Annotated in this window: 13 protein-coding genes; 6 read left to right on the forward strand and 7 right to left on the reverse strand. The window is 40.4% G+C overall.

The features are described from left to right. Nucleotides 1-6 precede the first annotated feature (6 nt). Nucleotides 7-1,014 (reverse strand): cyanophycin synthetase, encoded by a 1,008-nt coding sequence (locus VB732_RS15750; RefSeq protein WP_323231808.1) that lies wholly within the window; start codon nt 1,012-1,014, stop codon nt 7-9. A gap of 619 nt (nt 1,015-1,633) precedes the next feature. On the opposite strand from VB732_RS15750, the gene VB732_RS15755 reads away from it, so the two are divergent. The 3 genes from VB732_RS15755 to VB732_RS15765 all read left to right on the forward strand — a co-directional run bounded on the left by VB732_RS15755 (nt 1,634) and on the right by VB732_RS15765 (nt 7,270). Further along, nucleotides 1,634-1,870, forward strand: a complete 237-nt coding sequence (locus VB732_RS15755; RefSeq protein ID WP_323231809.1) for a hypothetical protein — start codon at nt 1,634-1,636, stop codon at nt 1,868-1,870. A gap of 547 nt (nt 1,871-2,417) precedes the next feature. Next, nucleotides 2,418-6,317 (forward strand): response regulator, encoded by a 3,900-nt coding sequence (locus VB732_RS15760; RefSeq protein WP_323231810.1) that lies wholly within the window; start codon nt 2,418-2,420, stop codon nt 6,315-6,317. After that, nucleotides 6,314-7,270, forward strand: a complete 957-nt coding sequence (locus VB732_RS15765) for a PleD family two-component system response regulator (protein WP_323231811.1) — start codon at nt 6,314-6,316, stop codon at nt 7,268-7,270. The genes VB732_RS15760 and VB732_RS15765 overlap by 4 nt, the downstream gene beginning before the upstream one ends. 24 nt (nt 7,271-7,294) lie before the next feature. Here the strand turns inward: VB732_RS15765 and VB732_RS15770 are convergent, their stop codons facing one another. The 3 genes from VB732_RS15770 to VB732_RS15780 form a co-directional block, all read right to left on the reverse strand. After that, complete coding sequence (locus VB732_RS15770; RefSeq protein WP_323231812.1) at nt 7,295-8,407, reverse strand: HigA family addiction module antitoxin; 1,113 nt, start codon at nt 8,405-8,407, stop codon at nt 7,295-7,297. Continuing rightward, nucleotides 8,400-8,729: a killer suppression protein HigA gene (locus VB732_RS15775; RefSeq protein ID WP_323231813.1), complete on the reverse strand. Its 330-nt coding sequence runs from the start codon at nt 8,727-8,729 to the stop codon at nt 8,400-8,402. Before VB732_RS15775 ends, VB732_RS15770 begins: the two co-directional genes overlap by 8 nt. A gap of 88 nt (nt 8,730-8,817) precedes the next feature. Continuing rightward, on the reverse strand, nt 8,818-9,954 hold the full coding sequence (locus VB732_RS15780) for a cob(I)yrinic acid a,c-diamide adenosyltransferase (protein WP_323231814.1): 1,137 nt from the start codon (nt 9,952-9,954) through the stop codon (nt 8,818-8,820). Nucleotides 9,955-10,193: 239 nt separating this feature from the next. Between VB732_RS15780 and fraC the strand changes: the two genes are divergently transcribed. The 3 genes from fraC to VB732_RS15795 all read left to right on the forward strand — a co-directional run bounded on the left by fraC (nt 10,194) and on the right by VB732_RS15795 (nt 12,679). After that, complete coding sequence (gene fraC / locus VB732_RS15785) at nt 10,194-10,733, forward strand: filament integrity protein FraC (protein ID WP_323231815.1); 540 nt, start codon at nt 10,194-10,196, stop codon at nt 10,731-10,733. A 55-nt stretch (nt 10,734-10,788) separates the two neighbouring features. Next, nucleotides 10,789-11,796: a septal junction protein FraD gene (gene fraD / locus VB732_RS15790; RefSeq protein WP_323231816.1), complete on the forward strand. Its 1,008-nt coding sequence runs from the start codon at nt 10,789-10,791 to the stop codon at nt 11,794-11,796. Between the two features lie 103 nt (nt 11,797-11,899). Beyond that, on the forward strand, nt 11,900-12,679 hold the full coding sequence (locus tag VB732_RS15795; protein WP_323231817.1) for an ABC transporter permease: 780 nt from the start codon (nt 11,900-11,902) through the stop codon (nt 12,677-12,679). Nucleotides 12,680-12,762: 83 nt separating this feature from the next. Here VB732_RS15795 and VB732_RS15800 read toward each other — a convergent pair whose 3' ends face one another. The 3 genes from VB732_RS15800 to VB732_RS15810 all read right to left on the reverse strand — a co-directional run bounded on the left by VB732_RS15800 (nt 12,763) and on the right by VB732_RS15810 (nt 18,449). After that, nucleotides 12,763-13,419 (reverse strand): pentapeptide repeat-containing protein, encoded by a 657-nt coding sequence (locus tag VB732_RS15800; RefSeq protein WP_323231818.1) that lies wholly within the window; start codon nt 13,417-13,419, stop codon nt 12,763-12,765. A 556-nt stretch (nt 13,420-13,975) separates the two neighbouring features. Continuing rightward, nucleotides 13,976-15,943 carry a bluetail domain-containing putative surface protein gene (locus VB732_RS15805; protein WP_323231819.1) on the reverse strand — a complete coding sequence of 656 codons (1,968 nt, stop codon included), beginning with the start codon at nt 15,941-15,943 and terminating at the stop codon, nt 13,976-13,978. A gap of 670 nt (nt 15,944-16,613) precedes the next feature. Then, nucleotides 16,614-18,449, reverse strand: a complete 1,836-nt coding sequence (locus tag VB732_RS15810) for a ShlB/FhaC/HecB family hemolysin secretion/activation protein (RefSeq protein ID WP_323231820.1) — start codon at nt 18,447-18,449, stop codon at nt 16,614-16,616. Between the last annotated feature and the right edge of the window lie 64 nt (nt 18,450-18,513).

Below are 18,513 nucleotides of genomic sequence, written 5' to 3' on the forward strand. Positions count from 1 at the left end.
AAATCATTACTTTTCCCAGTTATTCTCATTTTCAAGTATTTTGAGAATTTTTAGATATAAATTTTCTACTCTCCTAGTCTGAACTTCACCAAATGATGCATAGTGGCTTAAGCTAGGAGCGCCGTTGACTTCAATGATTGTATAATCGTCGATTGGTGACGTTATATCACTAGTCAGAATGTCCACGCCTGCTAATCTCAGCTCCATATCTTTTGTAATACTTACTGCTAGTTTTTGAAAGTCAGGATGGATACTTTCTGTAAAATCTACTGCTTCGCCTCCAGTCGATAAATTTGCATTATCTAAAAGATAGACAATATTATTTTTAGGTATAACGCTACTAAAATTGAGCTTCCGTCTTTGCAAGTTTTTTTTAATTCTATAATCTTCAAAATCTATAATTTCTTTTCTACCATTTTTGATAAAATTTTCTTGCTTCTGTTGCATAAGCTCTAAAACATTAGATTGACCATCTCCTGTTATTAATAGGGGAATTCTTTGATACGCCGAAACTACTTCATTATCAAGTACTAGAATTCTATAGTCATTGCCACTATAAAATCGCTCAACAATAAAACCTGAGACTTTCTGCAATATTTTCTTAGCTACTTGATAGTATTCTTTTTTATTATGTATTTTTGTAACGAATATGCCTTGACTGAGATTAATTGGCTTGATGATTACGGGAAATCCTAATTCTTTAGCATAAGAGAGTCCCGCATCAATATTTCTGACATTAGCTAGCTCTTCGCATAATTCTTCACTAAAAAATGTTTTTCCTTCAGTAACTTTGTAGCCAAAATGATTCAGAAAAAAGCTAGAAACACTTTTGTCTTTAGCTATTGCTGTTGAGCCAGAAGAGTTAATACTAAATCTGGTAGTGCGAAAAAAAGTTTTATTTCCATTTTTAAAGGTAATCAGTCCCATAAAGGGGCATTCTGGATCTACTAAAACTACTGCTCCTATTTCCTCTGCTACTTTTTGAATTATTGATGTTAAAAATGGTGTTTCCATTATCATAACTATAATTTTACCGGGGAATACTAACTTTCTTAGGGCAAATAGTCAAGGTTTTATAAATTAAACAATTGCACTATGTATTGTTCCTATAGCTATAGCAAAAAGTTTAATAAAAATTCATTTATTACTATCTATATAAATTATTAATTTTTAATTATTACCAAGTAATTATAAAAAACATAAATGTCTACAATAAAGCTTTCCCGTAGGCGTGTAGCCCATCGTAGACATCGCACTGATCGGAAATCAAAACTGTCACGTTAATCTTTATTCACAAATTAAATTTTAATAGTTATTTTTAAGACACTTAGCTTAGTTTTACTACTGATACTGATTTTACTTATGGATATGCATAAAAATCATGCAAATCCAATATTTGCCGAACTTTCTGCTTAAACATTGTTGTGTGCTGAAAACAATTGCAAATTAAGGCTTTGAGATTCATAACTATCTGAAAATTACAACTTAGTTGGTCTAAAATATAGCGCTAAGTGTTGACAACTTATTAATAATCGAATAACAAGGTGGCAGCAGCATAAAAAAAAGCGTTAGTGCATTCCTACCTAGAAACTAATTAACGTCCTTCATTAAACTTCATACGGTTAACATCATTATGCCAGAAAATACGGATAACCAAGCTTCTAAATCAGACAATCAAGGTATTGCTTATAAAGAACGCCTAAATTCTTGGGCGATCGCTCGTCAGCTTCCTAATACGCAACGGGAAATTGTAGCTCGCTTCCGCAGCCGTTCTGATGCAGATGGTTATATGCGACACCTTCCTCAAGAAATACCAAATGCTTCCTACATGGTTGTTTTTGATTGTCAACGCGAAACATCTGTAATCTAAAGCACAATTTTAGGCAATAGACCTATCTGGAAAATAGGGAACAGAGAAAAAGATTTTCATTCTAGATTGTGTTCGCGTAGGGAGTGCTTGTCTTGACTCTGTTCATTAACTTCTTTTTGCACTATTGTGTTGAAAAGGGAAGGGTTAAGGGGAATCAATCCCTTTAACCCTTGTTTTTAATCTTTTTTTTATGTTGATTTGCGTAGCTGTTTTAAAAGTAGGGGCACAAGAAGTCTGCCTCTAAGTGTCTAAACACTAGTCAAAGAATTAAAAATACAACGCTGATAATGAGTATTCTTAACTTCTACAGGGAAGCAAGCTACGCACAGCGTCTCGTAGATAGCTTTATAGTCCGTCAGAAATATTGCTTACAACTCCAGATTGCAATTCATGCTCTACTTAAAATTTTTGGATGTTGCCAAAAAGCATAAAGCATATTTTAACCTAAAAAATTCAGTAATTGCCCCCTTGCCATTGATATTTTAGATTACTTAAAAGTAAAAGTCAGTGCAATAAGCCCTGAAAGTACTTGAGGGTTAATAAAGAAGTGATTAAACAGCACCAATATAACTGGTTAAAAGCTGTGATGTTTTTCCGCAAGCGAAAATTACTAGCTTTGTTGTTGGGGATTTTCTTATCAATCTCTGTAGTCTTACTCTGGCAGAGATTTTTAATCCAAATTCCGGGGTTGTTAACACAATTAATATTGATAGCAGGATTCTTGCTTGTTGTTTCGCTGATATTATCAATCTGTTTTGCCCTGGCACTGAAAGCAAGAAATCAAGAGTTAACTCACAAGATTTTTGAACATAAACAGATAGAAATTGCCTTGCGCGATCGCGAAAATCATCTACGCCAGTTACTAGAAAGCGTCAAAGTCATTCCTTGGGAATTAGACTTGAAAACTGGGCGATTTATTTACGTTGGGCCGTTTTTGCAATGCACAGATAACAAGCAATCAGCACTCAATCAACTGCACTCATCCCTTCAAGATGGAACAAGTTGTAAAGTTATTCTCCGCAACCATAGCAAAGATGGTATCTTGTTCTGGAATGAACTGAGTGTTTCTCCTATACATGACGAAAATGGCAAGTTAAGCCACTTTATTGGAATTCAAACAAATATTAACCATCGCAAGCAAGCTGAAGCCAGCCTGCCTAAGCAAGCTCTCACTTTTGAAAATATGCATGATGGCGTAATTATTACAGATTTAACCGGAAATATTGTTGACTGGAATCCTGCTGCCGAAAGTATATTTGGCTATACCAAAGCCGAAATTTTAGCTAAACATATCAGTATTTTACATCAGCCAGAAGTAGCCACAACATTAAGCGGCAAAATTTTCGAAAAAATCAACCAGCAAGCACGCTGGTCAGGGGAAATACACTTTCTTCGTAAAGATGGCACTAAGGGAATTTGTAAAACAACTGTAGTCTCTTTACAGGATGAACAAGGAGAAGTTATTGCCACTGTTGGCATTAATCACGACATTACCGAGAATAAACGAGCTGAAGAAGCATTGCAACGGCAATTGCATCGCACCCTACTACTTGAACAAATTACTCAAGAAATTCGTCAAAGTCTTGATACTAGCAAAATCTTTGAGACGGCTGCTACCCAAATTGGCCAAGCTTTTAAAGTCGATCGCTGTCTAATCCATTCTTACATTAGCGACCCTATTCCCCAAATTCCCTTAGTAGCACAGTATAATACACTTTCCAATTGCTGCTCAGTAGTGAAATTAGCAGTTCCTATAACTAACAATCCCCATGCAGAGCAGATGATGGCACAAGAAAGTGCGATCGCTTCCCCAAATGTGTATGCCGATCCTTTACTCCAGAAAACTGAAGCTATCTGCCGAGAAATTGGGCTGAAGTCTATGCTGTCAATTCGCACCTCCTATCAAGGAGAACCCAACGGTGCGATCGGGCTACATCAGTGCAGCTATTTTCGTCAGTGGACACCAGACGAAATTGAATTATTAGAAGCAGTGGCGGCTCAATTGGGTATTGCTTTAGCACAGGCTTACTTACTGGAACAAGAAACGCGCCGCCGAGAAGAACTTACTTTAAAAAACTTTGCCTTGGAGCGGGCAAAACGTCAGGCTGAAGCCGCAAATCGAGCAAAAAGTGAGTTTCTGGCAATGATGAGCCACGAAATTCGGACTCCAATGAATGCTGTTATTGGCATGACCGATTTACTGTTAGATACTGACCTCACCCCCCAACAACAAGACTTTGTGGAAACAGTTCGCAGTAGCGGAGATGCTTTGCTCACCATCATCAACGACATTTTAGATTTCTCTAAAATTGAGTCAGGAAAGCTGGAATTAGAAGAACAGCCTTTTGATTTGAGAGCTTGTGTGGAACAGGCCATTTCTTTATTAGCTCCTAAAGCTGCTCAAAAAGATATCGAACTAGCTTATCTAATCCAACCGCAAGTTCCTGCCCAGATTATTGGTGATATGACACGTCTGCGCCAAGTCTTGATGAATCTCCTCAATAACGCAATTAAGTTTACTGAACATGGAGAAGTGGTACTTTATGTTGAACTAGGGGCTGGGGATTCGCGCAAGCAGGGGGAAAATTCTTCTCTTCTGCACCCGTTCGGCTACGCTCACGGCAAGCCTTCCCCCTGCCCTTCTGCTTCTTCCAAATCCCTAATCCAAATTCAATTTGCCATCAAAGATACAGGTATTGGCATCACGCCAGAAAAGATAGAGCGGTTATTTCACCCCTTCGCTCAGGCTGATGTCTCCATGACTCGACGATATGGTGGCACAGGATTAGGACTAGTAATCAGCAAGCGGCTGAGTAAAATGATGGGCGGTACTCTTTGGGTGGAAAGCCAAGGGGTTATCGGTGGTAATCCTAGCCCAAGATGGAAAAGTGGAATATCATCTTCTTACTCTTGGCAAGGTTCAACGTTTTACTTCACCATTGCCACCCAAGCGACTGCTGCACCAGAAGCTGAATTTGTTAATTCGGCGATGCAGCTTCAGGGAAAACGCCTGTTGATTGTGGACGACAATCTGACCAACCGCCAAATTATCAGCTTGCAAGCAGAGTCTTGGAAAATGGAAACTTATGCTGCCAAATCTGGTAAAGAAGCTTTAGCCCAACTTGCTCAGGGAACACAATTTGATATTGCCATCTTAGATATGCAAATGCCAGAAATGGATGGCATTACCCTAGCTCGTCAAATCCGCAAACAATCTGGTTGTCAAAATCTGCCTTTAGTGATTCTGACCTCTTTGGGTAAAGGGGAAACATCCTCTGATTTTAATGATGTAGAGTTTGCTGCCTCTTTGAGCAAACCCATCAAACAGTCTCAACTCTACGATATTATTACCCGGATTTTAGGAAATCAGCCAAGCCCAGCCAGTATTTCTGATTTTTCCTTGGTCGATCGGCATTTGGATCATCGGCTGCCACTGCGGATTCTTCTGGCAGAGGATACGGCTGTTAATCAGAAAGTTGCTTTACTGATGCTACAGAAAATGGGTTATTCAGCTGATGTCGTCACCAACGGGGTAGAGGTACTTAAGGCATTAGAAAAACAGCCTTATGACGTGGTATTGATGGATATCCAGATGCCTGAGATGGATGGATTAGAAACATCTCGGAGAATCTGTCAAGAATGGGAAGGTTTTCGCCCCCATATCATTGCAATAACTGCTAATGCGATGCGAGGCGATCGCGAAGTCTGTCTTGGCGCTGGTATGGATGACTACATCAGTAAACCGATTCAGTTCCAAGAATTAACTCAGGCACTCAGCAAATGCCCACGCCAAAGAAGTCTGGAATTCACTTCCACAGTCGGAGATAGGAGGCAGGGGGCAGGGAGCAGGGGGCAGGGGGCAGGGGGCAGGGGGCAGGGTGCAGGGAGCAGGGGGCAGGGAGCAGGGGGCAGGGGGCAGGGGGCAGGGTACGAGAGTTCAGGGGAGTTCTTAAATCCAAGATCCTTCTGGACTGGGCAAGATATAGATAATTTATCGATTGCATCGGGTAGTCTTTCTCCTGCCTTCGTTGATAAAGTATTGGAACCTTCGCAAAATATTCTCCAAGAAGGGCAAAATCAGACATTAAAAAGTGCCAAAATTGATGCCAAAATTCTTCAATCTTTGCGGGATATGGTCAGAGGAGATCGGGTTATATTTGCTGAACTGATTGGGTGTTATCTTACAGAGACACCGAAATTAGTGCAAGATATTGGCACAGCGATCGCAACTCAGGATGCTCAAACTGTATGGAAGGCAGCCCACCAACTTAAGTCTAGTAGTGCCTCTATTGGAGCGATCGCCTTAGCGCAGGTTTGCAAGGTCTTAGAAGCACAAGGACGCAGCAGTGAATTAGAAAACAGCGTAGAATTACTCACGCAATTATACCAAGAATATCAACAAGTTAAAACTGCCTTAGAAAAAGAACTTGCGGAGGAAACGTCATGATCGCCACTGCTCAAGAAAGCCAATCTTTAGTTCTAATTGTTGATGATGAACCTTTTATCCGCATGATACTTCGGCATTTCTTGGAGCGGGAAGGCTATAAAATAGCGGAAGCTCAAAATGGCAGAGAGGCTTTAACTGCTTTTAACCAACTGCACCCTGATATCATTCTTCTTGATGCCATAATGCCCGACATGGATGGGTTCGAGTGTTGCACTCACTTGGAACTACTTGATTGTGGTAAGCACACTCCAGTTTTAATGATTACAGGACTTGAAGATCAAGAGTCAGTTGACCGAGCATTTGCAGTGGGGGCAATGGACTATGTTACCAAACCGATTCATTGGCCAGTTTTGCGACAACGGGTAAAACGCTTGATTCAGCAATCTCAGTTACAGCAAAAACTGGAAGCCGTGAATGTGGAATTGCAGCGATTAGTTACTATTGATGGATTAACTCAAGTAGCTAACCGCCGACGGTTTGAAGAGTATTTTAACCAAGAGTGGCAACGCCTAAAACGAGAGCAACGGCCGCTTTCGCTGATTCTTTGCGATGTTGATTTCTTCAAATCATATAACGATACTTATGGTCATCGAGTTGGCGATCGCTGTCTTCAAGAAATTGCTCAAGCCATCAAAGATATTATTAACCGTCCCGCAGACTTAGTTGCCCGTTATGGTGGGGAAGAATTTGTTGTGATTTTACCTGATACAGATGTAGAAGGGGCGATTCATGTTGCCGAGAAAATTTGCCATGCTGTCCGAACATTGGCAATACCTCATGAAAATTCCCCAGTTAAAGCTTATGTAACAATTAGTGTCGGGTTGACGACACAAATTCCTCAGCCAGATTCTGACTTGGAAGAAATGATTGATGAAGCAGATCGGGCATTGTATGAAGCAAAGGCAGCAGGACGCGATCGCTTTGTGCAAAATATTCTAACTACCCAAAAATAAAAATTACCGCTAGTGTGCCAAACTTTACAGACTTTCTATCTGTTGAAAATGCAAACTCACCTTTAAATCATTTATCCAAGACGGATCAATTAGACGATCGTGTTGCAGCCGACCTACAACAATAGCAGGATGAATGCCGATACGTTCCGCAAAATCAATCACATCAGTTTTAGATTTAAGCTTCGTTAATTCCCCCTCATGCTCAGGTGGAATCAAAAATTCCCGCGACCATTTATCTGCTTCACCTTCCTGCTCCGATTTCAAACTTTCCCCGTTATTCCATTCATCAAGAAAAATATTCTCTTTATCATGTAGCAAAATATGTGCTGCTTCATGGAAAAAATTAAACCAGAAGCGGTCATTGGTTTTACCATAAAGCGAAAGTTGAATCAGCGCTTTATGCGGGTTTAACCATCGGGCAACACCACAGACATGCGCTTTCTGGATTGATGGTACTAAAACAAACACAACCCCTGCTTTCCAGCACAACTTTTGCATCTGTGGTTCAAATTCCTCTGGCGGTAGCACCGTCAAAGCGCGAATTTCCCGCACTGCTTTTTCAAATTTTGGTTTACTGTATTTGGGAGAATCTAGTTGTTCTGCTTTTATTTCCCCCAACCGTAACCAAGCGGAAATAGCACCAACATCACTTTGCTCCTCGCGTGTACGACGAAAAGCAACTTCCATACCTGCATAATAATTCTGCCAATCTTCCGGTGAGGCAACACCGAAAAATTGCAGTAACTTTTTTACCAAATCAGGCTTATTCTTGGCAATTAAACGGCACTTAGGAATTACACCTTGGTTCATCAAGTCTTTCACTGGTAACTGATCTAACCAAGACGTCCACCCCTTTAAGCGGTTTTCTTCTTCTATTCGTGCTAAAGCGGCGCGATATTGGGCTTCATATCTGAGCCAGAATGCTGCTGTACTACCCATAACCCGTTCTAGCTTCAGGGCTGTTTCTTCATTTATTGGGGCTTTACCATTGATCAACTGGCTAATATGTTTTGTGGTATAGCCTAAACGCTCTGCTAATTGTGCTTGTGTCCAATCACGCTCTTCTAATAAATCAGCGATGGCATCACCGGGAGAAGATACCCAATCTGGAGTGAATGGTCGGGTTGTCTTAGTCATGGTAATCTCCAATAAAAACAATAGAAACAGCAGTAACTTTTGACCAATCAATGCTTCCATCCTCGCTAAGAGGTATGGGGTCGTTGTCTGGCTTAAATACAAGTCGTTTACCACCTTCTAGGTTGACTGCAAATTCACCTGCCCGATCTCCTTTTAAGGGATGGGGATGGCCTATAACTAATTCTGTGACACAATTAGCAGCACCAAGAATAGCCAACTGGGTTTTCAATTTCTTGGCGCAGTTTGCACCCAATTTTCTTTGCGCTAAGTTTTGTTGTTCGCATAGCTTTTGCAGTTGGCGATCAGCGAAGGTGATTTCCATGCGTTACTAGACTAATATAAGTTTACCATTTTGGTAAACAAATTTGTTTTTTCCTAGAATATCCAGCATATCAACTAAGCAGCAACGCCTAAAAATCTACCCCTCGTTTAAGTTCTACACCTTGATTTGCATAGTGTTTGTGGCAATAAACCTCTGAATGAACGCTAGCTAAGTCAAAGTATGCCGGTTGATTTTGACAGCGGCCAGTGATGATAATTTCAGTGTCGCGGGGTTTGCGGAGTAAAGCTTGGACAATAGGTTCAACCGGGAGTAGTTCTAAATCAACGGTGGGATTTAGTTCATCGAGAATAATAGTTTTATACATTCCAGAGGCGATCGCAACTTTCGCTATTTCCCAACCCCGCTCGGCTTCTACGTAGTCTAATTCTTGTCGGGAATTGCGCCAGACAATGGAATCTCCACCGCAACGCTGATGATCTACCACTTCTGGGTATGACTGCTGCAAAGCGGCGATCGCAGCGTCTTCTGTATAACCACTACCACCTTTAAGCCACTGCATAATTAATACACGGGTAGACCCTGGATGATTGATTCCCCTACCAATAGCTTGTAAGGCTTTCCCCAAAGCACTAGTAGACTTACCTTTACCAGCACCAGTATAAATTTCAATCCCTTCCAGAAAGAGTTCTTTAGCTGTTGGGTGGTGATGAGGTTTCATTTCTGAGTGTAAATCTGCAATATCGAGCAATTTTTGGGGTGCGGCGCGTCCGGTAGCAATGATTTCTAACTCTTGGGGTTTGGATTTTAATGTCTTTACTACTTCATCCACTGGTAGCAAACCTAAATCCAGAACGGGGTTAATTTCATCTAAGACAACGACCGAATATAAACCGCTAGCGATCGCACCTTTGGCGACATCCCAACCCCTCATCGCCTCATCTCGGTCAAAGGTGGTAATTTCCTCTGGGCCAAAAAATTCGGCTCTCCCAGTGCGAACCTGGTCTATTAAATGGGGAAACCCACGCTGCAAAGCTGCGATCGCGCCATCTTCGTCATAATCACGTTCCGGCCCTTTTAAAAAGCGCAGTAGTAAAACACGGTTAGAATCGCTAGGTGTATTTATTCCCAAGCCAATAGAGCGCAAAACCACCCCCAAAGCTGCTTGAGATTTGCCTTTACCCGTGCCATCGTAGACGTGAATTTGACCAATGAGCCGTTCCTGACGCACTTGCGCCGTGCGAATACCGATACCGTTCCTTGTCATCTCTCGAAAAGCTATAAGTGGCAGTCTTTAATCTTACCTAACCTCTTGTACTCTCAGGTAGAAAAACTACCCTTCTGGCGCATCCGTATAAAGTTCAGCTTGATGTATTAAGAATATTAATCAGGGAATACTGATATACCAGCATAGTAAAGGACAAGAAAAATGTAGTAATAATTTTCCCCATCACCCTCAATATCCCAGTTATACTCTCTACAGTTAAACCTTACCCGTGATTATTTATGCCTGAGAATTGGATGCTTCCGACGGTTTTTCCCTTTGGTGGAATTCTGTTTGACTTTTTATTTGTACTGATTGCCATTCCTATCGAAGCTTATGTTTTGAACCATCGGCTAAAATTTGACAAAAAAACTAGTACTTTTTATGCTATCTCTATCAATTTGTTTTCTAGCGTAATTGGTTGGTTCGTATTTTTCGTAGCCGAACCACTCTTACCAATCCAGGTGAGAGCAGAATTAATTAACTATATGTTTTTTAATAATTTCAAATCATCTAATACCCAAGCTTTACTAATATTTACTGCTTTTATAATTTTCTTTGCTACCTTTTTGATGAAGTTTTTCATTTTAAGGGTATTGCTATTTTCATTAAATGAAACCTTCGCTAAAAAAGAAGAAGAACTTCCAGTATCTCAACGGCGGCGGTGGCGGAATTTTAGCAATCTGAAATTACAAAGTAATAACTTGGTTATTACTATACTAATAGCAAATTCTCTGAGCTATACTGCTATAACTATTATTCTATTATTCAGCGCAAAATAGCAAAACTTTACTTCATTAAAAAAAGATGAGTAATTAATTAGGTGCAAGGAGGAACATGAATACACTGCTTAAAGATGCATTTGGAATTTTTAAATTTGTCGAAGGACTTTATGCGGGAATTAGAAAAGTATTAGTTCCACCCAAGGCTTATTCTTGGCAAACACTGATTTATACAAGTATTTTTTCTTGGGTACTTTCATATTTTGCGACGGGGTACATCAAAGATGTTATTGCCTTTTTCGGTTGGTTATTTTTAATTGCCGGTACAGCTTGGTATACAACTGAAGATCCTTTGAGAGTTCCTGGTACTTTTATGCCAGTTGGGGCAGTAATCACTGGATTCTTAGTGAGTGTTTTTGCTTTTGGAAATCAAGAGGATGTAATTACACCAAGAACAATCGTTTTTTGGCCGACAATTTCAGCACTAATTACGGCAATACCAGAATTTATTGAAGGAACTGATACCGACGCAAAAGCTAGAATTCCTAAGCCAGAAGACCGCCAAAGAATCATAATTTTAGTTGCTAGTAGTATGCTACTAAGTTGCTGGATTCAGTTTTATTTTGTAATGGATCATTGGGCTAAACAATATCCCAGTTTACAGGCAGATACATTTAAACGTAGTACTTTTGTTGTCAGAACAGAAGAACGAGTAAAAATCCCCAAAAATGGTGTTGTAGTTCTAGAAAGACTCCAGCCAATAGTAGAGCAACAAATAAACCAAACATCTTGGTCGGAAGTAGAGAAATGGCTACTAGATGCAAGACAGCGAGTAGGAACTCTGGGTAGGGGAGTAATTCAAAAAAACCTGGGTGAATATGAAGAGAAGGATTTATGGCGTATTGAACCACGTGTGGCTAATACTAAGTCTGGGTATATATTAGATTTATTAAGTATTTGGATAGGGCCAAGTTCTAACCCACGAGGCTATTACTTGAAAAAATCTTGTCGGATTGAACCAGTTGCAGCACCCAGCAATTCAGAGAATAAGATTACAGTTGCAGAAATTGAATGCGATCGCGCCAGTAAATTAATTTCAGGATCGCCACCTCCGCAGCAGTGAGGGGCAGGGAGCAGGGGGCAGGGAGCAGGGGGAGAATAAAAAATTAGCTCTTTCCCCTCAACCTCTTTTCAATGACCAATGACCAATGACTAAAAAATGACAAATGGCTATTAACAGAATTTTTGTATTAGCAAAGAATGTGTTTCAGGAAGTGGTACGCGATCGCATCCTATATATTATTGGTTTCTATGCGCTAATCCTCGCCATTGCCTTCCGCGTCCTTCCTGAATTTGCAGCTACGACTGAAGACAAAATGTTTTTAGACTTCGGGATGGCGGCGATGAATGCCATCGGCTTAATTGTGACGATATTTATTGGTACGGGGCTGGTTAATAAGGAAATTGAAAAACGCACTATTTTAGTGTTAATTGCTAAACCTGTCAGTCGCAGCGAAATTATCGTTGGCAAATACTTAGGTTTATCCGCAGTATTAGCTGTACTTGTCGCCACGATGACAGTCATTTTTCTGATATTTCTGCAATTTGGTAACATTCCTCATCCAACGGCGAGTATTCTAATTGCTGCAATTTTCTTATTATTGCAGTTGTCATTAATCACCGCTATGGCTATTACCTTCGGTGTTTTTACTGCTTCCCTCCTAGCAACTGTGTTAACCTTTGCTCTCTATTTAATCGGAAACATCACCCAAGATTTGGTTCAACTAGGTCGTCTGAGCCGTAACCCTGGTATGGAACGCCTAACTCAAGGTTTGTTTCTGATTTTGCCAGATTTATCTCGATTAGATTTGAAAAATGATGCCGTCTATGGTTTGCAAGCCCTCCCTGACCCAACTGCACTGATTACAAATGCTGGCTATGGCTTACTTTATAGTGCCCTGTTGTTAGCGATCGCTATTTTTATCTTCTCACAACGCGAGTTTTAGTCATTTGTCATTGGTCATTTGTCATTTGTCGTTATTCAGAAGAGAAGAAACTGCTATTTACTCCAATTCCCAATTCCCAATCCCTAATAAATAACTATCTGAGGTTGCTTAATTGTGTCATCTGGCATGATAGTATCTCGGAACCTCGCATAAATCAGGTTTGTCTCCCAAAGGTTTGCTTTACTCAAGTTTGCCTTAGTTAAATTTGTCCATGTCAAGTCTGCACCAGTTAAATTAGCCTCAGCTAAATTAGCTTCTAGTAATTTTGCTCCACATAACTTTGCTTTTGTGAGATTTGCTCTCGTTAAGTTAGCCTCAATCAGCGATGCTTCAATTAATTTGGCTTCACTTAAGTCTGCTTCTCTCAAATCCACATCACATAAAGAAGCACCCCAAAGATTACTACCTGTGAATTTTGCCCGCCATAAGAAAGTTCCACACAAATTTGCTCGTGTTAAGTCAGCATTAGTCAAATTAGCTTCACACAAAGATGCTTCATACAAATTAGCTTCACGTAAACTAGCGTGCATCAAATTTGCGCCACTCAAATTAGCACGAGTGAGGACACAGCCACACAAATTTACGCCGCTTAAATCTGCTCCGATGAAGTTAACACCATTTAAATCAATTCCTTTTAGGTCAATTCCACTTAAGTCATATCCACTGAAATCTCGACGCTGAAAATACTTGTTTGTGATTTGACTTACTATAAATTCCTGCTTGTCAGCATAATTTTTCATGGTATTCACCTCTGGGTGTAATTTATCTCAAAGGTCGAGTGTGATAGTTACCGTATATTGAGAGTACACCCCAAATGCAGATTAGCTCAGTAAATAATCAAAAATAAATTGACTAAAAATCGCCAATCATCCGAAAATACGTTTTTTCAGCGATTTTTAAAACAAAAAATGCTGACATAAGTCAGGGAACATTGATAAGTTATAGCATTTTGGCTTTTAGATTTTGGATTGGGAATTGTCTTTTCTGTTTGAGTTATATTAATCCATCTATCGTAATCATTTTTCAAAGTAGATATTGAGTTACTGGGTTCCGAAAATGAAGCGTTATTTAACCTTTGGCCCGAATAGCGATCGCTTATTTCATATTTTTTGATTTATTTGTGGACGTAGCTCACCAGCACCTAAGAATTTTCCTAACTTTAAAAAAATCAGCGAACCGTGAGTTTTAATATCAAACAGTTCGCAGACAAAAGGTGAAAAGCTGACAAAATAGACTTTTTACCTTTTGTCTTCTGGTGTTAGTCAAATTTGCCTAGTCTACCCGAAGTAACTCAAGTTAGACAATGGCTAACTGAGTTAAGTCACCTTTATAGCCACTAATCTCAATCACGGCATCAGTGAGGGCAGAAAATCCATTAATATCGTCATTCAGTGCCAGAAAAGTCAGCTCATTATTTCCTGTACCGAGGGTAAAAGTTGCTGCAACGTTAGCCACAAAAGCAGTTGCAGTTAATATTTGTTGTACATCTGACAAGTTCAGACTTGCAACAGTGCCAAGTTCAACCAAATCATAGGCTGAAACTGCATTTAGACCATCAATTTTATCTTCACCGATCTTGAGGTCAGTAATTCTATCGAAGCTAGACAGCAGTGAATCACTCAGGCTGTTAAATACAAATTTATCAGCGCCATTCCTGCCTGTAAGGATATCACCACCAGCGCCGCCGTTGAGGATATCATCACCGTTACCACCAACTAGAAAGTCATTCCCAGCTAATCCTAAGAGTTGATCGTTGCCGTTTTTGCCAGAAATTTTATCATTGCCAGCCGCACCAGTGAATATATCTGCACTGTTGCCACCCTTTAAGGTTTTCCCCTGAACATTTCCTTCTGTGGTAGTCTGGCTAATGAGTTGAGAGTTGGCATCATACAGATAAGTGGCAACTGCATCAGTAATGCCATCGCCGTTTTTGTCAATATCTGCCGAAGTCAGTTTGCCGTTGGCATCATAGTTGTAAGTAGTAATCTCTTCAGCTATGCCATCATTATTTTTGTCAGCTACCTGTGCAGCTAGCCTGTTGTTAGCGTCGTAGCTGTAAGCAATCACCTCATCAATGATGCGATCGCCATTATTGTCAATCTCCTGTGATTTTAGCTTGCCGCTCAAATCGTAGATATAAGTGCCAACTGCATCAACTACACCATCGTTGTTGAAGTCATAGCTGGCGGTAGCGCGTCCATAAGTATAGGTTCTGAAAAAATCAACGATGCCGTCGCCGTTGTAGTCAACGCCTAGTGATGTCTGGTTGCCGTTAGCATCATAAGTATAGGTTGTGGAATAATCAGTGATGCCGTCACCGTTGGAGTCAACGCTTTTGGATATCTGGTTGCCGTTTGCATCATAAGTATAGGTTGTGGAATAATCAGTAATGCCGTCGGCGTTGGTGTCATCACTTTGGGATATCAACTTTCCATTAGCATCATAAGTATAGGTTGTGAAAGAATCAACGATGCCGTCGGTGTTGTAGTCAACGCTCTGTGATGTTTGATTACCGTTAGCATCATAAGTATAGGTGGCGATATAATCAAGTACATCGTCGGCGTTGGAGTCAACGCTTTCAGATATCTGGTTGCCGTTTGCATCATAAGTATAGGTTGTGGAATAATCAGTGATGCCGTCGGCGTTGTAGTCAAAGCTTTCGGATATCTGGTTGCCGTTTGCATCATAAGTATAGGTTTGGACAATTTCAGGGATGCCGTCGGCGTTGTAGTCATAGCTATTGGATGTTAAATTGCCGTTAGCATCATAAGTATAGGTTGTGACCTCATCAGTGATGCCGTCATTATTGTTGTCACGGCTAAAAGATGTCAACTTGCCGTTAGCATCATAAGTATTGGTTGCGATAGAATCCAGTACACCGTCGGCATTATAGTCGCCGCTAAAGGATATCAGCTTGCCGTTAGCATCATAAGTATAAATGACGGTATCAACTATGCCGTCTCCGGTGAAGTCACCGCTTTCGGATGTCTTGTTGCCGTTGGCATCACGAGTATAGGTTTCAAAATAATCAACTATACCGTCGCCATTGCTATCTACACGTATAGATATCAAGTTGCCATTGGCATCATAAGTAAAGGCGTTCACATTATCAGTGATGCCGTCGCCGTTATTGTCATCACTTACGAATGTGTTGTTATACCTGTATTTAATAACTGAGTCTGTTGTTCCATCACTGTTGTTGTCTATATTCTCAGATATCAATTTGCCAGTCGGATCGTAAGTGTAAGTTGTGGTTGAGGTCATAAAATTCTGTTCCTCTATAAATATCTCTATGAGTGAACTTGAGTCTTGTAGCGTAGGTCATCGAAACTTATCCCTCTTCTGTAACTTTAGGAGAACCCAATCTTGGAAAGCCTTTGGGAGCTTTAATCTTTAGGTTTCGGCTTATATAGTTACTGTTAAAAAATAAAGGCTCAAAGCTTGATTAAATCAAAGGTTGACAATTTCGCTTTGATTATTGTTTTCCGAAAGTGACAGAACAGGGATATAGACTTAACTTAAGTTTAATTTTACCTTGGAATATTAAGGAAAGCTCATACAAAAGTTGAACTTAATCATTAATTATTGTATACAAAAACATGAAAATTTGTTGTGATGCTGCCCTTTATTTATAAGTCTGTTAGGAAAATTTGAATATAAATTATTACTATCAGCTAAACAGAGGCAAAATAATAGTAATTGGCTTGAAAATAAGATAAATAATCGTTATTGCTGAAAAATTGTAACGCTCACACTATTAAGTATTAAGCCCGAACAGATTTAAAACAGGACATATACCATTTCCATAAATGAAATTATTTGCGTAGGTAGGGAATAGTGAATTAACCTTTTCGAGATGTATGGAGTTTTTCAGAAATCAAATAGTAGTCCTATAGATTTCGGTAGGTTAGCATAGCTGTGCTAACCTACTGTATTAAGGTTGATAGCGAAGGCTAAAGTAAAAGCCCTCATCTTGAGCATTATTACCGCGATCGCTCAAATCGATAAATGGAAATCCATAATCGAGCCGCAAAAACAGATTATCAATTCCCATTGCCTGATTCCAGATTAATCCTAAGCCTGCACCCACCAAAAAAGTTTGATCGGCTAGCGGATTCGGATTATTAGATTGATTCCAAACTGCTCCCATATCTATAAATGGCGCGAGTTGAATTGTGGATAATCCAGATTCATTGCGCTGCACTGTGATCCGATCTTCGATCGCTACACGAAATCCATTATCCCCTGAGCGGATATTTTGCCGATATCCCCTTACAGATTGTCCGCCGCCAATGACGAATTGCTGGGAAGGTAAAAGGCTATCTGGTGTTAGTTGCAAGTCTGCTTGGATAAGTAATAAATGATCGGCACTGAGTTGCTGGACGCGCTGTATTTGACCCAACCAACTGAAAAAGCGGCCATCGGGTGTGGGATCATTGTTGATAGTTGCGTCTAATATGTCAATGCCAAAATTAAATTGCGATCGCAAAAACCAAGCTCCTTGAGGTTCGCGCCTGATATAATCTTGAGCAAATTTAATTACACTGGTGCGGCTAACGCCATTGGCATCAGGCCCAATCCCAAAAGGTTGTGCGAGATTATTGAGGATGAAGGTTTGACCATCTTGGTAGGTAAATCCCAAAGATAGGGCAAATTCTTCTCTTGGCGATCGCACCAGTGGTTGACGATAATTGATTTCATAAAGATCCTGGTTTGCTCGAATCCCAAGGGCATCAAAGGGTGGTTCGGTAATTTCATTGCGATTAAATGCGGCTCTAATTTGCACCCTGCCATTCATCGCGTTCACAGGAACTTGATAGCTAAAATCAAAGGCATCAGCACCACCAGAAAGGGTGTGGTAATATGAACCTGCTAACTCATCTCCCATGCCGGTTAAATTGCGATCGCGCAGTTCAATACCTAATCTTTCCCCACCAATAGCGGGAGGCGAATAATTATCTACACCCAAGCTACCAATTAAAGTTCTTGCCTCTTCAACTCTGACAATGAGAATACTTTGACCAACCTTACCCGTTGGCCGCAGACGCGCTTCCACATTGGTAAATAGAGGATCGAGTCGCAACAGTTTCAGTTGTTCTTCGAGCTTACCACTATTCAGAGGGATACCCGCACCTAGTTGGATGCGGCTACGAATATAAGATGGGTTTAATCGCCGCGTTCCTTCGATGTCAATCTCGGTCAAACGCCCTTCAATCACCCGAATTACCACCACACCATCGGCAGTATTCGATTGCTGGATGTCTGGAACTGCTCTGGAATTTATATAGCCTTTATTTAAGTAAAGCTGGGTAATAGCATCTGCGGCTTGTCTGATTTCTTCTAAAGTCAAGTCCCGTTCTTCAAAGGGTTTGACTACTGGATTAAAGTCATTTTCATTAAAGACTGTGCTATCGACAACTTGGATTTTGCGAACCCGAATCTGTTGTGGTGTTTCTGGTTGTGGGTTCGATTCGGGTTGATTCGGGGCAGTTACCGGGGAAGATTCTGTTTCTTGTACTATTTGTAACTCTGGCTGACTACTATTTTGAGCCGAGTCTGGTGTAAAGTTATTTGCCGTAGCTCTCAGTCCATTTGCAGTTAGAATCCAGGCCGCAGTCAGAATTAACAAGCTGCACTGAAAACTGAAACTGTGCTGATTCCATTTACTACTTGCCAAAAACCAAGTGTTTAACTGATGAGAGAAACAGACAATTCTTTTTTGCTGAGTCGTCGTTTTCGGCTTAATAACAGTTTCTGTTTCTTTTCTCATTTCTCCTCAGTGGGGTGCCTTATTTAACGACTGGGCTGATTTTACTTTTTGAGTATGCTATGGG

The organism is Nostoc sp. UHCC 0252, assembly GCF_034931145.1.
GTDB lineage: Bacteria > Cyanobacteriota > Cyanobacteriia > Cyanobacteriales > Nostocaceae > Nostoc.

Coding starts and splice junctions, on each gene's coding strand:
- VB732_RS15750 (WP_323231808.1), bottom strand. CDS start 1,014: ATGGAAACACCATTTTTAACATCAATAATTCAAAAAGTAGCAGAGGAA.
- VB732_RS15755 (WP_323231809.1), top strand. CDS start 1,634: ATGCCAGAAAATACGGATAACCAAGCTTCTAAATCAGACAATCAAGGT.
- VB732_RS15765 (WP_323231811.1), top strand. CDS start 6,314: ATGATCGCCACTGCTCAAGAAAGCCAATCTTTAGTTCTAATTGTTGAT.
- VB732_RS15770 (WP_323231812.1), bottom strand. CDS start 8,407: ATGACTAAGACAACCCGACCATTCACTCCAGATTGGGTATCTTCTCCC.
- VB732_RS15775 (WP_323231813.1), bottom strand. CDS start 8,729: ATGGAAATCACCTTCGCTGATCGCCAACTGCAAAAGCTATGCGAACAA.
- VB732_RS15780 (WP_323231814.1), bottom strand. CDS start 9,954: ATGACAAGGAACGGTATCGGTATTCGCACGGCGCAAGTGCGTCAGGAA.
- fraC (WP_323231815.1), top strand. CDS start 10,194: ATGCCTGAGAATTGGATGCTTCCGACGGTTTTTCCCTTTGGTGGAATT.
- fraD (WP_323231816.1), top strand. CDS start 10,789: ATGAATACACTGCTTAAAGATGCATTTGGAATTTTTAAATTTGTCGAA.
- VB732_RS15795 (WP_323231817.1), top strand. CDS start 11,900: ATGGCTATTAACAGAATTTTTGTATTAGCAAAGAATGTGTTTCAGGAA.
- VB732_RS15800 (WP_323231818.1), bottom strand. CDS start 13,419: ATGAAAAATTATGCTGACAAGCAGGAATTTATAGTAAGTCAAATCACA.
- VB732_RS15805 (WP_323231819.1), bottom strand. CDS start 15,943: ATGACCTCAACCACAACTTACACTTACGATCCGACTGGCAAATTGATA.
- VB732_RS15810 (WP_323231820.1), bottom strand. CDS start 18,449: ATGAGAAAAGAAACAGAAACTGTTATTAAGCCGAAAACGACGACTCAG.